At 73.7% G+C, this 17,202-nt stretch carries 13 protein-coding genes; 8 read left to right on the top strand and 5 right to left on the bottom strand.

The annotated features are described in order from the left end of the window. Positions 1–107: 107 nt before the first annotated feature. Entirely contained in the window at positions 108–737 is a 630-nt protein-coding gene (locus OCS65_RS21050) for a class I SAM-dependent methyltransferase (protein ID WP_029542256.1), read from the bottom strand. 242 nt (positions 738–979) lie between these two features. Between OCS65_RS21050 and OCS65_RS21045 the strand changes: the two genes are divergently transcribed. The 3 genes from OCS65_RS21045 (at position 980) to OCS65_RS21035 (ending at position 3,312) form a co-directional block, all read left to right on the top strand. Continuing rightward, on the top strand, positions 980–1,519 hold the full coding sequence (locus OCS65_RS21045; protein ID WP_231385873.1) for a nitroreductase family deazaflavin-dependent oxidoreductase: 540 nt from the start codon (positions 980–982) through the stop codon (positions 1,517–1,519). 256 nt (positions 1,520–1,775) lie between these two features. Next, positions 1,776–2,000 (top strand): hypothetical protein, encoded by a 225-nt coding sequence (locus OCS65_RS21040; RefSeq protein ID WP_065922847.1) that lies wholly within the window; start codon positions 1,776–1,778, stop codon positions 1,998–2,000. A gap of 88 nt (positions 2,001–2,088) precedes the next feature. Then, entirely contained in the window at positions 2,089–3,312 is a 1,224-nt protein-coding gene (locus OCS65_RS21035) for an EAL domain-containing protein (protein WP_029542262.1), read from the top strand. On the opposite strand, the gene OCS65_RS21030 is transcribed toward OCS65_RS21035, so the two are convergent. Further along, entirely contained in the window at positions 3,299–4,990 is a 1,692-nt protein-coding gene (locus OCS65_RS21030) for an FAD-binding oxidoreductase (protein ID WP_065922846.1), read from the bottom strand. The genes OCS65_RS21035 and OCS65_RS21030 overlap by 14 nt on opposite strands. A gap of 25 nt (positions 4,991–5,015) precedes the next feature. Continuing rightward, complete coding sequence (locus OCS65_RS21025) at positions 5,016–6,671, bottom strand: alkaline phosphatase D family protein (RefSeq protein WP_065922845.1); 1,656 nt, start codon at positions 6,669–6,671, stop codon at positions 5,016–5,018. A gap of 220 nt (positions 6,672–6,891) precedes the next feature. Between OCS65_RS21025 and OCS65_RS21020 the strand changes: the two genes are divergently transcribed. After that, on the top strand, positions 6,892–7,092 hold the full coding sequence (locus OCS65_RS21020) for a hypothetical protein (protein WP_260502470.1): 201 nt from the start codon (positions 6,892–6,894) through the stop codon (positions 7,090–7,092). 138 nt (positions 7,093–7,230) lie between these two features. On the opposite strand, the gene OCS65_RS21015 is transcribed toward OCS65_RS21020, so the two are convergent. Together OCS65_RS21015 and OCS65_RS21010 are read right to left on the bottom strand one after the other, a co-directional pair. After that, positions 7,231–7,713 (bottom strand): SRPBCC family protein, encoded by a 483-nt coding sequence (locus tag OCS65_RS21015; protein ID WP_050034837.1) that lies wholly within the window; start codon positions 7,711–7,713, stop codon positions 7,231–7,233. Continuing rightward, the gene (locus tag OCS65_RS21010) at positions 7,710–8,042 is read right to left on the bottom strand and encodes an ArsR/SmtB family transcription factor (RefSeq protein ID WP_043799194.1); all 333 of its coding nucleotides are present in this window, start codon (positions 8,040–8,042) and stop codon (positions 7,710–7,712) included. Before OCS65_RS21010 ends, OCS65_RS21015 begins: the two co-directional genes overlap by 4 nt. A gap of 66 nt (positions 8,043–8,108) precedes the next feature. Here OCS65_RS21010 and OCS65_RS21005 point away from each other — a divergent pair, with 66 nt between their 5' ends. From OCS65_RS21005 to recD, 4 genes are all read left to right on the top strand, one after another. Continuing rightward, a complete protein-coding gene (locus OCS65_RS21005) occupies positions 8,109–8,606 on the top strand; it encodes a DUF2505 domain-containing protein (RefSeq protein ID WP_006948023.1) in 498 nt (165 codons plus the stop codon). 114 nt (positions 8,607–8,720) lie between these two features. Further along, complete coding sequence (recC, locus tag OCS65_RS21000) at positions 8,721–12,017, top strand: exodeoxyribonuclease V subunit gamma (RefSeq protein WP_029542272.1); 3,297 nt, start codon at positions 8,721–8,723, stop codon at positions 12,015–12,017. Continuing rightward, the gene (locus OCS65_RS20995) at positions 12,014–15,310 is read left to right on the top strand and encodes a UvrD-helicase domain-containing protein (RefSeq protein ID WP_185713699.1); all 3,297 of its coding nucleotides are present in this window, start codon (positions 12,014–12,016) and stop codon (positions 15,308–15,310) included. The genes recC and OCS65_RS20995 overlap by 4 nt, the downstream gene beginning before the upstream one ends. Continuing rightward, positions 15,307–17,190: an exodeoxyribonuclease V subunit alpha gene (gene recD, locus OCS65_RS20990; protein WP_065922843.1), complete on the top strand. Its 1,884-nt coding sequence runs from the start codon at positions 15,307–15,309 to the stop codon at positions 17,188–17,190. Before OCS65_RS20995 ends, recD begins: the two co-directional genes overlap by 4 nt. Positions 17,191–17,202 lie beyond the last annotated feature (12 nt).

Genomic DNA, 17,202 nt, shown 5'->3' with positions numbered 1-17,202 from the left:
ACACGATTCGGCTACCCGACTCCTACCGACGGGTAACACGATGTGAGGGAGGACACATCCAGCGGGATGTGATCGGGGGCCTGCTGGTCCGGCCCCGACGCCGGCGATCAGTCCGCGCGCGACATCACCGCCACCAGGAATTCGGACTCGTCGGTGAACGGGCGCAGATCCCAGGTCGAGAGCTTCAGGTCCACCACGAGACCGTTGGCCGCGGCGTCGGCGAGGAACTGCGGGAACTCGTAGCCCCGGTTGGCCCCGAACCCCACGACCGCCCGGCCGGTGGGCGCGAGATGACGGGCGAATCCCGCCAGTACCGCGCCCCGGGTGGACGGCGCCAGGAACGTCATCACGTTGCCCGCGCAGACGATGACGTCGAAGTCGGCCGCGACCCCGCGGGCCGGCAGATCCAGCTCGGCGAGATCACCGACGAGCCAGGTCGGGCCGGGATGGTCCTCCTCCGCGGCGGCAATCAGCACCGGATCGACATCGACGCCGACCACCACGTGACCGGCATCGTGCAGATAGCCACCGAGCCGGCCCGGTCCGCACCCCGCGTCGAGGACCCGTCCGCCGCGGCCGAGCATCGCGTCGACCAGGCGTGCCTCCCCGACGATGTCCTTGCCCTCCGCCGCCATCGACCGGAAACGCTCCACGTACCACGTGGAATGCGCGGGATCGGCAGCGGTGATCTCCTCCCACTGGCTGGGGGTGCGATCGCTGGGAGTACGTGCACTCATCGTCGGTTCCTCCTCGATTCGACCGCGCGGCACGCCGCGGTCACCTGTGCGGCCCACCTTAGGCACCCGGGGCGTCGGCCCGCCGATGCCCGCCCGCCCGATGCCCGGTCACCGACCTGTCTCGGGCAGGTTGACATTTCCGCGCCCGGGGGCAAATCTCCGGTGGGACGAATCCGACGACGGCGGCCGTGGTGGGAGTCGTGCACCCTGCTCGCCCGATCTCCGGCGCAAAGGAGCGCGATGTGAGTTCCCGCGATGTGAATTCCCCTGCCCAGCCCGACCGTCCGGTTCCGGACGAGGGGCCCGGCGCCGGGAACCGCCCCGGCGCGGCGCGGCCGATCCGCCGGTATCGCAGGGGCCGGGCTCATCGCCTGGAGAACGCCCTGATGAGCGCGCTGGTCCGGGCCGGCGTCGTCCCGCACTCGTACCTGCTGACCACCCGGGGTCGTCGCACCGGCCGGAAGCGCGCCAACCCGGTCACGGTCGTCGAGCATGCGGGCCGACGTTGGCTGGTAGCGCCCTACGGTGTGGTGCCCTGGGTGCTCAACGCGCGCGCTTCCGGCCGCATCGGCCTGACCCGCAGGTTCCGCACCCGTCACTACACGATCCGGGAGGTGTCGGCGCGGGAGGCCGGACCCGTCCTGCAGAAGTACGTGGCCATCGCATCCGCGACCCGGGACTACTTCCAGGCCGACAAGAATGCCTCCCCGGAGGAATTCGCGGCCGAGGCCGACCGCCACCCGGTGTTCGAACTCGCCCCGTGCGGGACGTCCGAGGGCTGAACCGAACCTCTTCCGGCACCGAACCTCTCCGGAACCGAACCTCACCGGAACCGGGGCGCCCCCGGAGAGGCGCCGGATCCGAGGCAGACCCTCCCGGGTCTGTTATTCATTCGTGACCGTTTGTTGCCGTTCGGTGATGTCGGCAGGGGTGGGAATGTCACCGTAGGGGGGCATGCTCGAGCACGTCAGGCTCAGGAGCATCAGCAGCAACGGTCGGGCGACGACTGTGCGGTGCGCACGAGGTTGGGACGTGACCATGGCGACCAGACCGGCATCCCCCACCGTGTCCTCCGAGCGAACCGCGTCCTCCGAGCGGGCCGCCCCGCTCGTCGAGAGCCCCGGGGTCGGGTGGATTCTGTTGACGCTCTTCGGCCTCGGTGGGGGACTGGTGGCGGCGTCGATCGCCGGGTCGTTCCTGATCGGGATCTCGGTGGTGCTGCTCGTCGGCGGGCTGGCCGCGGTGCTGGTCGCCGTCGTGTGATCTCCGGTCCCGGCTGGGGAAGGTCGGGACCGGGCCCGTCGCCCGCACCGGCCTTTGCGCAGCGGGTCGCGCATGCGACGCTGGGGTCATGGTGTTCGTCCTCTCCGACCCCACCCGGCACGCGGATCCCGAGGCCGCGGGCCTGCAGGTGACGCCGTCCTACGCGCCGGTGCGCCGGCTGGACTCGGGCGCGCTCGCGGCGGTGGAGGTCCAGTTGCGCGGCCCCGCGGACGGGCCGCTCGCCACCGCGGAGGCCCTGCGGGTCGCGGCGCGGACCATGAGCGAGAAGTGGCACCTCGACCGGCTCAAGTGGTCGGTCGCGCAGTCGAGGCCGGTCCGGAACGTACCCGCGCTGGTGGCGATGGACCTCGAGTCGGTCGAGAGCCTCGACGTTCCCGATTCGGAGGGATTGCGGCGCGACGTCGTGGTGATCACGGAGGAGTCCCTGACGGCCAACCCGTCGCGGACGCTGCGCGCGGTGGCCGATGCCCGCCGCAGTGGCAAGGTCGTCGCGGTCGACGAGGTCGGGTCGCGTCCGCAGTCCCTGGCCCTGTTGCCGCTCGTCGAACCGGACGTGATCATCCTCGCGGCGCGGCTGCTGGCCCATCGTGCGGACACGGACACCGCCCGTACCGCGCACGCCGTGGCCGCCCAGGTCGAGCGGACGGGCGCGCTCGTGATCGCGGACGGCGTCGACTCGGAACTGTGCCGGCGACGGGCCCTGGGGCTCGGGGCCACGTACGGCCTCGGCGCGCTGTACCCCGCCGTCGACACCCCGGAACAACTCGACGAGGAGGGGATCGACCCCTTCCCGCCCGCACCCGTCCGCAGCGTCCGCCCGGAGGAGGCGCGCACCCCGTTCGCGATCGCCTCGGTGGGGCGCCGGCCCGTGCGCAGCCTCAAGCGCCTCCTGGTCGCGATGAGCACGAATCTCGAGAAGCAGGCCGGCGCCGCGGGCCCGGAGACCATCGTGCTCGGCACCTTCCAGTACGCCCGGCACTTCGGTGAGCGCACCCGCGCGCGGTGGCAGTACATGGCGGACCGGATCGCGTACGCCGGGGTGTACGGCGTGGGCCTCGGGCACTACGCGGAGGCGGGCATCCACCACGCGCCGCTCGACCCGGACGACCCGCTCGTCGAGGAGTGGAACGTCGTCGTCCTCGGCCCGCACTTCGCGTGCGTGCTGTCGGCCGTGGACCTGCATCGCGGCACCGCCGACCTCGACCGCGAGTTCGACTACGTCGTCTCGTACGACCGCGACACCGTGGTGCGCTGCGCCCGCTCGATCATGGACCGGTTCACGACGACGTAGGGCCGTCCGGCGCGGATGCCACCGGGCCGATCAGGACCCCCGGGTTCAGGATGCCCGCCGGGTCGAGAGCCGACTTGGCCGCCCGCAGGACCGCCGCGAACGGCTCGGGGCGTTGACGGTCGTACCAGGGCCGGTGATCCCGGCCGATCGCGTGGTGATGGGTGATCGTGCCGCCCGCAGCGAGGATCGCCTCCGACACGGCGGCCTTGATGTCGTCCCACTGGGCCACCGTGCTGCCCCACCGGCCCGCGGCGTAGATGCCGAAGTAGGGTGCGGGGCCGTCCGGGTACACGTGGCTGAATCGGCACGCGATCACCCCCGTCGCGCCCGCCCGGCGCATCGCGTCGTTCGCGGCGTCGTGCACCGCCGCCCGAAGAGAATCGAATGTGTCCCACGTGCAGGCGGTTTCGAAGGTCTCGACGATCATCGACCGCGCGGCGAGGGCGTCGCGCAGGTACGGCATGCGCAGGAACGACGACCGCCACCTGCCCGCGGCGTCCGTGTCCCTCTCGTCGCCGGCCGAGCCGGTGCGCCGCGGCGCCTCCGGCGCGGTGCGCCGCGGCGCCTCCGGCGCGGTGCGCCGCGGCGCTTCCGGCAGGGTGCCGCCGTGCCCGCGGCACAGTTCGACGGCGCGGTCCATCCAGGCGTCCACGGGATGATCGGCCGACTCGAAGGCGAGCAGGAGGACACCGCCCCCCGACGGCGTGGCCGCGTTGACGAACGCCTCGACGGGGTCCAGCAACCGGCAGTTGGCGGGCCGGAGACCGGACTGGGCGACGGCGCGGGTCGCCGCCACCGCCGCTCCGTAGTCGGTGAAGTGCACCGACGCGTCCGCCCGCCACCGGGGGCGCGGATGCAGCCGCATCCAGGCCTCGGTGACGACACCGAGGACCCCCTCCGAACCGAGGAACAGGCGATCCGGTGACGGTCCCGCTCCCGAGCCGGGCAGGCGACGCGACTCGCACGTGCCCGCCGGGGTGACGACCCGCATCGACTCCACCAGGTCGTCGATGTGGGTGTATCCGGTCGCGAAGTGGCCTCCCGAACGCGTGGCCAGCCAGCCTCCCAGCGTGGAGAACTCGAACGACTGCGGGAAGTGGCGCAGCGTCAGACCGGACGGGCGCAGTTCGTCTTCGAGCGCGGGACCCAGGGTGCCCGCCCCGATGCGGGCCGCCCGGCTCGTGCGGTCGATCTCCCGAACTCCTTCGAGGGCACCGAGATCCAGGCTCACCGCACCGGAGAAGTCGCCGTCGAGCCGCGGCTCGACACCGCCGACGACGGACGTGCCGCCGCCGAACGGAATCACGGCGACGTGCACCCGGGCACACCAGTCCAGGACGTCCACGATCTCGCCCTCGACGGTCGGCCGCACGACGAGGTCGGGCGGATGGCGCAGGTCGCCGAGCAGGTTCCGGACCACATCCCGGAACGCGCGCCCGTGGGTGTGGGCGGCCCGGTCCGTCGGGTCGGAGGAGCACAGCGCCGCAAGGGAATCCGGTGGAACGATCCGCGGGGGCGGCAGTCCGAGCGACGGCACGTCGGGCGGCGGGTGGTCCGTGAGGTCGGCGCCGGGCAGCAGGGCCGAGGCACGGTCGACCAGGTCCCGCAGCTCGGCGCCGCGCACCGCGTCCTCGACCGTGCCCCAGCCCCACCAGGAACGCGTGCCGGATCCCGTCACCGGACCCGCCTCGCGGTCCGCAGGGTCACGTGGTCTCGTCCGGCGTCGACAGCACGAGGTCGGCGGTGGTGGTGAAGCCGATGGGACCGTGCGGGACCCGGCCGGCCCGTTCCAGCACCAGATGCGCGGCGCGGCCGGCCAGGCGCAGCGTCGCGATCTGATTGCCGAAGAACGGTCCCGTCGCCTTGGTCCACTCGATCGGCACCGGCGGCACCTCCGACACGCGCCCGAGCGCGAAGCGCACGGTCCGTTCCATCGCCCGGCTCCAGGAGATGCGGAACACCGCCCGGACCGCGGCGGGCACGTAGTTGTGCAGCGGCGAGCAGGTCAGCTGGTACACGCGGGTCGGCATCGGATCCGGGAACCGCGCCTGCGCGACGTAGGCGTGGTGCACGTCGCCCGAGAGCACGCAGATCGTCGCGGGGGGACGGCCGGACGGTTCGGTGCAACGGCCCCGGCCGATGTCGGCGAAGAGCCGGGCGAGCCGGTCGAACGAGTCGCGGAACGCCGCCCAGTGCTCGAGATCCGCGCCGCGACGGACGGTCTCCGCCCAGCGGGCGACCCGATTCCCGCGCACCCCGGCGGCGAGCCGCTCGTCCCAGGATTCGAGGTCGTGCAGCGCCCGCGGCAGCAGCCACGGCAGCGACGTCCCGACGAGCAGGTGGTCGTAGTCGCCCTGGGTCTGCCGCTCGATCCAGGAGAACTCCGGGTCCGAGACCATCTCCCGCCGGCCGCCGGACAGGACCCGCCCGCACCGCGAGTCGATCACGAGCAGTCGCACCCTCCCGAGGTCGCGCCGGTAGGACCACTGGGCGCCCTTCGCGCCGTCGGCCTCCTCGTCCGCGGCCGACGCGAACTCGCGCAGCAGCGGCTCGGCGTCCCCGTCTGCCTTCCGGACGCGCTGGTACAGCGCGTTCTCCGCCAGTTGGACGGGGTCGAGGTTGCCGAGGTGCTGGTACACCCAGTACGACGCCAGCCCGCCGACGATGCGTTCCTCCCACCACGAGGTGGCCTCGACCTCGTCGCGCCAGGACTGCGAGGTGTTCCAGTCGTCGTGCACGTCGTGGTCGTCGAAGATCATCGACGTGGGGACGGTGGACAGCAGCCACCGCACGTGCGGATCGGACCACGACTCGGCGTAGAGCCAGGTGTACTCCTCGTAGTTGCGGACCTGCGGGCCGGGAGGCTCGTCGAGGTCGTGGTGTTCGCGGACCCGCGCGAGGGTCTGTTCGGACAGTTCGTCGGCGTAGACCTGGTCGCCGAGGAGCAGCAGCGCGTCGGGCCACCGGTCCGGGGTCCGGGTCATCATGCGCTGCGCGTATGCGTCGAGGGCGTCGGCGCCGAGCTTGTCGTGGTTCTCGGTGGCGGACGTGGTGGCGAACCGGCACGAACCGAAGGCCAGTTCGAGCGGCCCGTCGTCGCTGAGGGTGCGGACGACGGACGCGGGGAAGTCGGGGTGCGGCCAGACCGGATCGCCGTCGAGGCGGACCTCGTACGGAGTGGTCGAGCCGGGCTCGAGGTCCTCGATCACCACCAGTGCGTAGTGGTGGCCGGCCACGGTCCAGGTGCGCTCCCGGTGGCCGAGAATCTCGACGGTGCACGGGTCCGACGTCTCCACCCACACGGTGGCGTCGCTGCGACCGACGTGCCGAAGGACCGGGCCCAGGATGAGCTTCGCCATGGCGCCACCTACCTCGGGGTTCGGATCGGCGATACAGCCATGCGCACGAGCCTACTGGTCCGCGGGGTCTCCGCGGCCCGGCTCGGCCGATTCGTCGGCGGGGGTGGTGCCGGGCGCCGATGCGGAGGATCGTGAGGGGTGCCGGGCGACCGGCGGCCAGGTGCACCGCGAGGGGATCGGAGCGAAACCGTTGAGTACCGAGCACAGGCCCGAGGATCCGCTGGAGAACATCGACGAGGACACGAAGCGCCGCGCGAAGGAACAGGCGGAGGAGATGCAGCGCCGGTACGAGCCGGGGGCCCGGCCGACGGTGACGCTGCCCGGGACCGGGGGGACGGTGTCGGGCACGGCGTTCGCCGACCTCGTCGACACGGGGTCCGACGAGGTCGACGAGGAGGGCGACACCGCCTCCGGTCGCTGAGCCCCGCACCGCGGGGAGGCGCTGAGCCCCGCACCGCGGGGAGGCGCTGAGCCCCGCACCGCGGGGAGGCGCTGAGCCCCGCACCGCCGGGAGGCGCTGAGCCCCGCACCGCGGGGAGACGCTGAGCCCGGACGGCGGTCACATCCGGGCGAGCAGCGCGTCCAGCGCGTCGTAGCTCTGGCCGAGACCCTCGGCCATGCCGGAGTTCAGCATGCCGTCGCGTTCCTCGGGCGTGTGGAACTGCGAGACGGTGACCACGCGGGTGCGGCCGTCGCCGAGGTCCTCGAACGTCGCGGTGTCGATGGCGACGTATGCCGGCATCCCGTCCCATTCGAAGGACTGCACAATGCGGTCCTTGGGCGTGATCTCCCGGAATCGCCCTTCGAACCCGTGGGTTTCGCCGTCGCTGTGCTCGACGAACCGCCAGTGTCCACCCCGTTCGAACTCGTAGCGTTCCACGTCGAGCCGGTTGCCCCGGCCCCACCACTGGGCGAGCAGTTCGGGCTCGGTGTAGGCGGCCCACACGCGGTCGCGGTCGGCGTCGAAGACGCGCTCGACCCGGATCTCGCGCTCGCTGGGCGTCGTAACGGCAAGCGGAGCAGAGGGATTCGTGGTGGTCATGACGTTCCTTTCGTTCGGTCGAGGAACTCCGCGAGGCGGTCCATGCGGCCCTCGATCATCTGCTGGTGGTTGCGGATCCAGTCCGCCTCCCGCTCGAGCGGGTTGGTGCCGAGCCGGCAGTAGCGCACCCGGCCCTTCTTCTCGGTGACGACGAGACCTGCCTCCTCGAGTAGCCGGACGTGTTTGGTGATCCCGGTCGGCGTCATCCGGTACCGGGCGGCCAGGTCGCTGATCGAGGCCGGTCCGGCACGCAGGTCCTGGAGGATCCCGCGCCGGGTGGGGTCCGACAACGCCGCGAACGTGGCATCGAGACTCGAATACTGAACCATTAGGTTCAGTGTTGCATCGGGGCGGAGCCCTGTCAACGGTCCGGGCGGGCCGATAATGTGCAGCTCATGCCGAAGTCCTTCGCCTTCACCACCGAGCTGGACCACCACGTCCGGGACGTGCACGCGGCCCTGATCGACGAGCGGTACTGGCTCGACCGGGTGGCGGACCGGGCGAGCGCCACCGCGGTGGTCGAGGAACCGCACGGTCCGGGCACCCTGCGCGTGACCGTCACGGACCGGTCCGAACCCTCGGAGCTGCCGTCGATCGTGCGCGGGATGCTGCGCGGCCCGCTGGTCATCGAGCGCACGGACGAATGGGGTCCGCTGATGGGCGAGGCCGCCGAGGGGCGGATGTCCGGAGGCGCCACCGGCCTGCCCGTCGCCCTCGAGGGACGCTCGCGGCTGCGGGTGAGCGAGACCGGCGGCACGTTCATCGACGTACAGGGGCAGGTCGTGGTCCGGGTCCCGCTCCTCGGGGGCCGGATCGAGTCGATGGTGCACGGGATGGTCCTGCAGATCGTCGAGAACGATCGGATCGCGATCGCGGCGTGGCTGTCGCGCTGACCTGCCGCGACCGCCCGCGCCGCGCCTGCTGCACCGCCGCGGCGGCGAGCCCTGTCACCGCGGTGTGATAAGCCGGTGGAGGACCGGAACACACCGAGCGACGAGGGGACCTGCGTGCTGACGCTGCACCGCGCCGAGCGCGCCGACACCCTGGCGGCCGCCCTCGCCGACCTGCTCGCCGTGCCCCTCGCCGACCCGTTCGCCCGCGAGCTCGTCGCCGTCCCCGCCAAGGGGGTCGAGCGGTGGCTGACCCAGCGGCTGTCGACGGTGCTCGGGGGCACCTGCGGCGACGGCGTCGCCGCCAACATCGACCACCCGTCGCCGGCACGGTTGGTGGACGAGGCACTGGCCGCCGCCACCGGCCGGGCTGCGGAGGACGACCCGTGGCATCCCGACCGGATGCTGTGGACGCTGCTCGACGTCGTCGACGACTGCCTCGACGAATCGTGGTGCACCGTCCTCGCCCGGCATCTCGGCCGCGACGGCGTCGATCACCGCGCCGGCCGTCGCTACGCCACCGCCGCCCACCTGGCCGGCCTGTTCCGCAGCTACTCCACGCAGCGCCCGGAGATGCTCGTCGACTGGGCCGCCGGACGCGACACGGACGGCACCGGCCACGGCCTCGCCGACCACCTCGGGTGGCAGGCACGGCTGTGGCGGCGGCTGCGCGAGCGCATCGGCGACGACAGTCCCGCCGAGCGGCTCACCGCCGCCTGCGCGCGGTTGCGCGCCGAGCCCGCGCTCGTGGACTGGCCGTCGCGGCTGTCGCTGTTCGGACCCACCCGGCTCACCGTCGCCCAGTGCGCCGTGCTGTCCGCGATCGCCGCGAACCGCGATGTGCACCTGTGGATTCCGCACCCCAGCCCGGCCATGTGGGAGGGGCAGGCGGCCGCGGAGCCGGTGCGCCGGCGCGCCGACGACCGCAGCGCCCTCGCGGTGCAACACCCCCTCCTGGCGAGCCTGGCCCGTGACGTGCGCGAACTGCGCGCGCACCTGGCCGGCCCCGGAGTCGCCGACGTGCACCACACCGGCCGGCCCGGCCCCGACACCCTCCTCGGCCGGCTGCAGGACGACCTCCGCGCCGACCGGCCCCCGGCCCGCTCCGCGGTCGCCGACGGCACGATCCGCATCCACGCCTGTCACGGCCCGGCCCGGCAGGTCGAGGTGCTGCGCGAGTGCCTGCTGCACCTGTTCGCGGACGATCCGGGTCTCGAACCGCGCGACGTGGTCGTCATGTGCCCGGACGTGGAGACCTACGCGCCGCTCGTGCAGGCCGCCTTCGGTCAGGGCGCCCTCGCCCAGCGCGACGCTTCCGGACACCCCGGGCACCGGTTGCGGGTGCGTCTGGCCGATCGGGGCCTGCGCCGCACCAACCCGGTGCTGGCGGTCGTGTCGACGCTCGTGGACCTCGCCGACGCGCGGGTGACCGCCAGCGAGGTCCTCGACCTCGCCGCCGCCGCGCCGGTGCGCCGGCGGTTCGGCCTCGTCGACGACGACCTCGAACGGCTGCAGGAGTGGACCGCCGCCGCCGGCGCCCGATGGGGCATCGGCAAGGGACAGCGAAACGCCTTCGGGCTCGGGGACTTCCCGCAGAACACCTTCGGCACGGCACTGGACCGGATCCTGCTCGGTGCGGCCGCCGACGAGTCGCAGAGCGAGTGGCTCGGGCTCACCCTCCCGCTCGACGACGTCGAGAGCAACGACATCGACCTGACCGGACGGTTCGCCGAGTACATCGACCGGCTGACGGTGGCGCTGCACGGCCTGCGCGGTCCGCAACCGGCCGCGCAGTGGGCCGCCGCCCTCGCCCGCGCACTGGACCTGCTGACCGACGTCGAGCCCGCCGACGCCTGGCAGCTCGCCCAGGCGCACCGCGAACTCGCGGCCGCCGTCGAGCACGCCGGGCCGGCGCCGCTGCGGCTCGCCGACGTGCGGGCCATGCTGGCGGCCCGGCTCGCGGGGCGGCCGACGCGCGCGAACTTCCGCACCGGTGAACTGACCGTGTGCACGATGGTGCCGATGCGGTCGGTGCCGCACCGGGTCGTGGTCCTGCTCGGCCTCGACGACGAGGTCTTCCCCCGCGCCGCGCACATCGACGGTGACGACGTGCTGGCATTGAACCCCTGTCTGGGAGAACGTGATCCGCGCAGCGAGGACCGGCAGTTGCTGCTCGACGCCGTCATGTCGGCGGGGGAGACGCTACTGCTGTTCTACACCGGTGCGGACCCGGTCACCGGCGCCCGCCGGCCCCCGGCGATCCCGCTCAGCGAGCTGCGCGACGTGGTCGAGACGATGGTCGGACCCGAGGGCATGGCCGAGGTCGTCACCCGGCATCCGCTGCAGCCGTTCGATCCGCGCAACTTCCGGCCCGGCCGCCCGCTGAGCTTCGACCGGGCCGCACTCGCCGGGGCGCGCGCCGCGCAGCATCCGGCGAGGCACCGGCCCGGGCTGCTGCACCGTCCGCTCGCGCCCGTCGCGCGCACCGACGTCGACCTCGCCGACCTCGTCGCGTTCGTCACCCACCCCACCCAGGCGTTCCTGCGGCAGCGGCTCGGGGTGCGGGTGCCCGACCGGGACGAGGACATCGCGGACGCCCTCGACATCGGGCTCGACCCGCTCGCCCGGTGGGACCTCGGCGACCGCATGCTCGAGGCGCTGCTCGCCGGCACGGACCCCGCGGACTTCCGGGCCGCCGAATGGCGGCGCGGGACACTGCCGCCGTACCGGCTCGGCGAGCTCGCGCTCGACGACGTCGCCGGCACCGTGGACGCCCTGGTGGCGGTGTGCCGGCCGATCTACACGGGACCGGCCGACACCGTCGACGTGAACGTCGACCTCGGCGACGGCCGGCGGCTGACCGGCACGGTCGGCGGGGTCCACGGCACCGTCGTCGCCCGCAGCACCTTCTCCCGGCTGGCGCCGAAGCACCGCCTCACCGCCTGGGTGCACCTGCTCGCCGTCGCCGCGTCGGACCGGCCGGGGCAGTGGCAGGCGATCACCACCGGCCGCGGCCGGTTCCGCAGCACCCCGGCCTGGCGGTCCACGATCAACGCCCCCGCCGACGCGCTCGAGCAGCTCGCCCGGCTCGTGGACCTGCGCGACCGCGGGCTGCACGAGCCGCTGCCGACGGCCACCGCCGCCGCCGCCGAGTACGCCGAGCGGCGACACCGCGGCGACTCCGTCGAGATGGGCGTCGACGCCGCCGCCCAGGAGTTCGGCTCCACCTACGGCGAACGCACCGACCGGCACATCGCCTACCTGTACGGCTCCGGCGTGACGCTGCGGGACCTGACCGCCGTCGCCGCCCGCGACGACGAGCAGGCGTGGCACGGCGAGCCCACCCGGTTCGGCGCCCTCGCGCGGCGCCTGTGGGAGCCGTTGCTGTCCAACGAGATCCAGGGGCGTCCGTGACCCGAACCGTGTCGAAGTTCGACCTGCTCGGGGCGCTCCCGACGGGCACCACCGTGCTCGAGGCCAGCGCGGGAACCGGCAAGACCTACGCCATCGTCGGCCTGGCCACCCGGTTCGTCGCCGAGGGGGCGGCGGAGCTGTCGCAGCTGCTGCTGGTGACGTTCAGCCGCGCCGCGACGCAGGAACTGCGCGAACGCACCCGGGACCGGTTCGCCGGCGTCGCGCGGGCGCTGGCCGACCCGGAGGCCGCGCGGCACCACCCCGACGAGCTGATCCGGCACCTCGCCGGCGGCGACGTGGCCACGCACCGGCGCCGGCTGCTGCGGGCCCTGTCCGACTTCGACGCCGCCACCATCGCCACCACGCACGGATTCTGCCAGCGCATGCTCGACGAGCTCGGTACCGCCGGCGAGCGGGACACCGACGCGGTGCTCGTCGAGGACGTCGACGACCTGACCATCGAGGTCATCGCGGACCTGTACCTGCGCCGGTACGGGCGGGCGGACAGGGCACCGATCTCGCATGCCGAGGCCGCGGAGGCCGCGCGCGCCGCGGTCTTCGACCCCCAGGCCGCCCTCGCCCCCGAGGGCGCCGACGGCACGCCCGCCGGGGAACGCGTCGAGTTCGCCCGGGCCGTGCGGGCCGAGGTCGACCGGCGCAAGCGCCTCGCGGGCCTGCGGGACTACGACGACCAGCTCGCGCTGCTGCACGCGGTGCTGACCGACCCGGAGCACGGCGAGGTCGCGTGCCGCCGCATCGGCTCCCGCTTCCGCGTCGTGCTCGTCGACGAGTTCCAGGACACCGACCCGCTGCAGTGGGAGATCCTGCGCAGCGCGTTCCACCGCCGCACGACCCTCGTCCTCGTCGGCGACCCGAAGCAGGCCATCTACGCGTTCCGCGGCGCCGAGGTGCTGAGCTACCTCGGCGCGATGGAGTTCGCCGACGGCCACCAGGAACTCGTCTGCAACTGGCGCAGCGACGGGAACCTGCTCGCCGCCCTCGACCATCTGTACGGCGGTGCGGCCCTGGGTGATCCGCGGATCGTCGCGCACCCGGTGGAGGCGGCGCAGCCGGCGTCCCGGATCGCCGGGGCAGCGCCGCTGCGGCTGCGGCACCTGCCGCGGACCGGGGCCGGCCCGTGCGGCGCCTCCGGTTTCCCGAAGGCCCAGGCGCTGCAGGAACGGGTGGCACGCGATGTCGCGGCCGACGTCGCGGCCCTGCTCGGTGGCGACGTCACCGTCGACCTCGGGGCCGGCCGCCGGCCCGTCGAACCCGGCGACGTCGCGGTCCTGGTGCGCACCAATGCGCAGGTCGCCCTCGTCCACGGGGCGCTCACCGGTGCCGGGATCCCGGCCGTGCTGGCCGGCGGGACGAGTGTCTTCGCGACCCCGGCCGCGCGGGAATGGCTGCGGGTGCTGCAGGCGCTCGAACAGCCGCACCGCCCCGACCGGGTGCGGTTGGCCGCTCTGACCTCGCTGATGGGCCGCACCGCCGAGGACGTCGATACCCGGGGCGACGAACTCGTCGCCGCGATCGGCACCCTGCTGCGCGAACTGGACGTCGTGTTCGAGCGGTCCGGCTTCGCCGCGCTCTTCGAGCGCCTCGCCGCGTTCTGCGACCTCGAACCGCGGCTGCTGGGATGGCCGGGCGGCGAGCGGGAACTGACCGATCTGCGGCACCTCGCGCAACTGCTCGACGAGACCGCGTCGGCCGAGGCGCTGGGTGTCACGGCGCTGACCCGCTGGCTGACGGAACGGATCGCCGAGGCGGGCACGGCCCGCGCCGACCGCAGCCGCCGCCTCGACAGCGACGCCGCCGCGGTGCAGGTGCTCACCGTCCACGCCAGCAAGGGCCTCGAATTCCCCGTCGTGTACGTGCCGTTCGCGTGGGAGTCGGGCGTCCGGTCGAAACCCGACCGGCTCCTGCTCCACGACGACGACGGCCGCCGCGTCCTCGACGTCGGCGGCGAGGGCAGCGCGGGCTACGGCGAGCGCCGCCGGCGCCACGACGAGGAGGTGGCCGGCGAGGAACTGCGCCTGCTCTACGTCGCGCTGACCCGCGCCCGCTGTCACCTGGTGCTGTGGTGGGCTCCGGGGTACAGCACCTCCGGTGCCCCGCTGCACCGCATGCTCTTCGGCCGCGTGCCGGGCACCTCCGAGATCGCCCACAAGGCGCGCGTGCCCGAGGACCCGATCGTGGCGCAGCAGCTGACCGGGTGGGCCGGCCGGGCCGCAGGCACGGCGTCCGTCGAGGCCGTCGGATCGGCGCCGATCCCCGCCGTCACGTGGGTGCGGCCGCACGAGACCGTCGTGGAACTCGAGGCCGCCCGCTTCGACCGCGAGCTCGACGACGCCTGGCGGCGCACCTCCTACACCGCCCTCACCGCCGCTGCCCACGAGGGGCCCGGCGCGGGCGCCGAGGCCGAACAGCCCGCGAAGACCGACGAACCCGAGGAACCCCCGCTGCTGCCGGCCGACGCGGCGGACGACGGCATCGCGTCCCCGATGAACCCGCTGCCCGGCGGGGCCGTGTTCGGCACCCTCGTGCACGCGGTGCTCGAGGTCGTCGACACCGCGGCCGCCGACCTCGGGGCGGAACTGCTGCGCTGTTGCCGCGACACCGTCGCCGAACAATTCTCCGACGTCGACCCCGAGGAGCTGGCCGAGGCCCTGCTGCCGGTCCTGCGCACCCCGCTCGCCGGGGGCGCGGGCACGCTCGCCGACATCGCTCCCGCCGACCGGCTCGCCGAACTCGACTTCGAGCTGCCCCTCGCCGGGGGTGACGACCCCGTCGCCACCACCGTCACCCTCGACGGTGTCGCCCGGCTGCTGCGTGCCCACCTGCCCGCCGGCGACCCGTTCGCGTCCTACGCCGATCTCGTGGGCATCCTCGAGCCGACCCCGCTGCGCGGCTACCTCACCGGCAGCATCGATTCGGTCCTGCGGATCCACGGCACCGAGCCGCGATTCGTGATCGTCGACTACAAGACGAACCGGCTCGGGCCGGAGGAGCTCACCACCGCCCACTACACCCGGGACCGGATGGCCGAGGAGATGCTGCGCGCCCACTACCCGATGCAGGCGCTGCTGTATGCCGTTGCCCTGCACCGGTATCTGCGGTGGCGGCTGCCCGGGTACGACCCGGCCGTGCACCTCGGCGGCGTGCAGTACCTGTTCGTGCGCGGCATGGTCGGCCCGGACACCCCCGCGGGCTGCGGCGTGTTCGACTGGGCGCCGCCGCCCGCCCTCGTCGCCGAACTGTCCGACCTGCTGGCAGGCAAGGAGGTCCCGTGACGAACGCCCAGGTGGCCCAGCGTGGCAAGGGGGCCCTGCGGGTCTTCAACGAGGCCGGGGTGCTCGCGGCCGCCGACGTGCACGTCGCGCTGCGGCTGGCCCAGCTGTCCGGGGAGACCGCCGAGGACGTGCACCTCGCGACCGCGTTGGCCGTGCGCGCCGTGCGTGCCGGTTCGGTGTGCCTGGACCTGACCCGGTTGCGGGAGGTCACCGTCGACGAGGCCGCAGAGGTGGATCTCGCGGCGCTGCCGTGGCCGGACGACGACGCCGTCGTCGCCGGGTTGCGCCGCAGTCCGCTCGTCGTCGGCGGCGACCGCGGCCCGCTGCGCCCGCTGCGCCTGGTGGACACCGCCGACGGTCCGCTGCTGTACCTCGAGCGCTACTTCCGTCAGGAAGAGACAGTCCGGCAGATCCTCGACGCCCGCGGGCTCGGTCATCCCGTCGTCGACGAGCAGACGCTCGAGCGGGGGCTGCGGGAGCTGTTCCGGGACCAGCGCGACCCCGGCCGCCCGGCCGCCGCACCGGATCGGCAGCGCATCGCCGCGGCGCTGGCCGCCACCGGGTGGACCACGGTCATCGCCGGCGGGCCGGGCACCGGCAAGACCCACACCGTCGCCCGGATCCTGGCGCTCCTGACCACGCTGCACGGCCCCGCCCTGCGCATCGGATTGGCCGCGCCCACCGGCAAGGCCGCGGCCCGGCTGCAGGAATCCGTCCGCGAGCAGGCCGAGCCGCTGGGCCTGCGCGCCGACCTGTCCGCGATGACCCTGCACCGCATGCTCGGCTGGCAGCGCGGCCGCACCCGGTATCGCTACCACGCCGGCAACCACCTGCCCTACGACGTCGTGGTCGTCGACGAGACGTCGATGGTGTCGCTGACCATGATGTGCCGGCTGCTCGAGGCCGTCCGCCCCGGCACCCGCCTGATCCTGGTGGGCGACCCCGACCAGCTGACCTCCGTCGACGCCGGCGCCGTCCTGGCCGACCTCGTCGCCCGTCCCGTCACCGCCGCGGGAAACCCCGTTCTCGGCCGCGTCGTCGGACCCGACCTCGACGCCGGCGACGACCCCGCCGAGGCGGCGCTCTCGCCGGGGGAACGGAACCGGCTGCGCGGCGGCGTGATCCGGCTCAGCCGCGGCCGGCGGTTCGGTGGAGACATCGCACACCTGGCCGTCGCCGTGCGGGAGGGCGACGCCGACGCGGTGATGCGGATTCTCGGGGGCGGTGGCACCGAGGTGTCCTTCCACGCCCCGAACGACCTGGAGGCCCTGCGGCACGACGTCGTCACCACCGCCGCGACCGTCACCGCCGCCGCCGTCGCGGGCGACGCCGGGACTGCGCTCGAGCAGTTCGAGACGCACCGCCTGCTGTGCGCGCACCGCGAGGGACCGTACGGGGTGCAGTGGTGGGCGCGGCGGGCGATGGAGTGGATCGCCACCGACACCGGCCGGCGGCTCGACGCCGAGCGCTGGTACCCGGGTCAGCCGCTGCTCGTCACCGCCAACGACCACGAGACCCGCATCTACAACGGCGACACCGGCGTCGTGGTCGTCGACGCCGCCGGCGAACCCGTCGCGGCATTCGCGCGCGGCAGGGAGCCGTTCCGGCTCCACCCGAGCCAGCTGTCGGCCGTGCAGACCGTGTACGCGATGACCATCCACCGCAGCCAGGGCAGCCAGTACGGCACGGTCTCGGTAATCCTGCCCCCACCCGAATCCTCGCTGCTGACCCGCGAATTGCTGTACACCGCGATCACCCGGGCGCGCGGTCACGTGCGCCTGATCGGCACCGAGGAAGCCGTCCGCGCCGGGGTCGAGCGGCGGGTGCTGCGAGCCAGCGGCCTGCGCCGGCAGCTGCCGGGCCCTCGGGCCGTCCGGTGATACCAAAGTGGT

The organism is Rhodococcus aetherivorans (assembly GCF_025722975.1).
GTDB lineage: Bacteria > Actinomycetota > Actinomycetes > Mycobacteriales > Mycobacteriaceae > Rhodococcus > Rhodococcus aetherivorans.
This window is presented reverse-complemented; position numbering and strand designations above follow the sequence as displayed.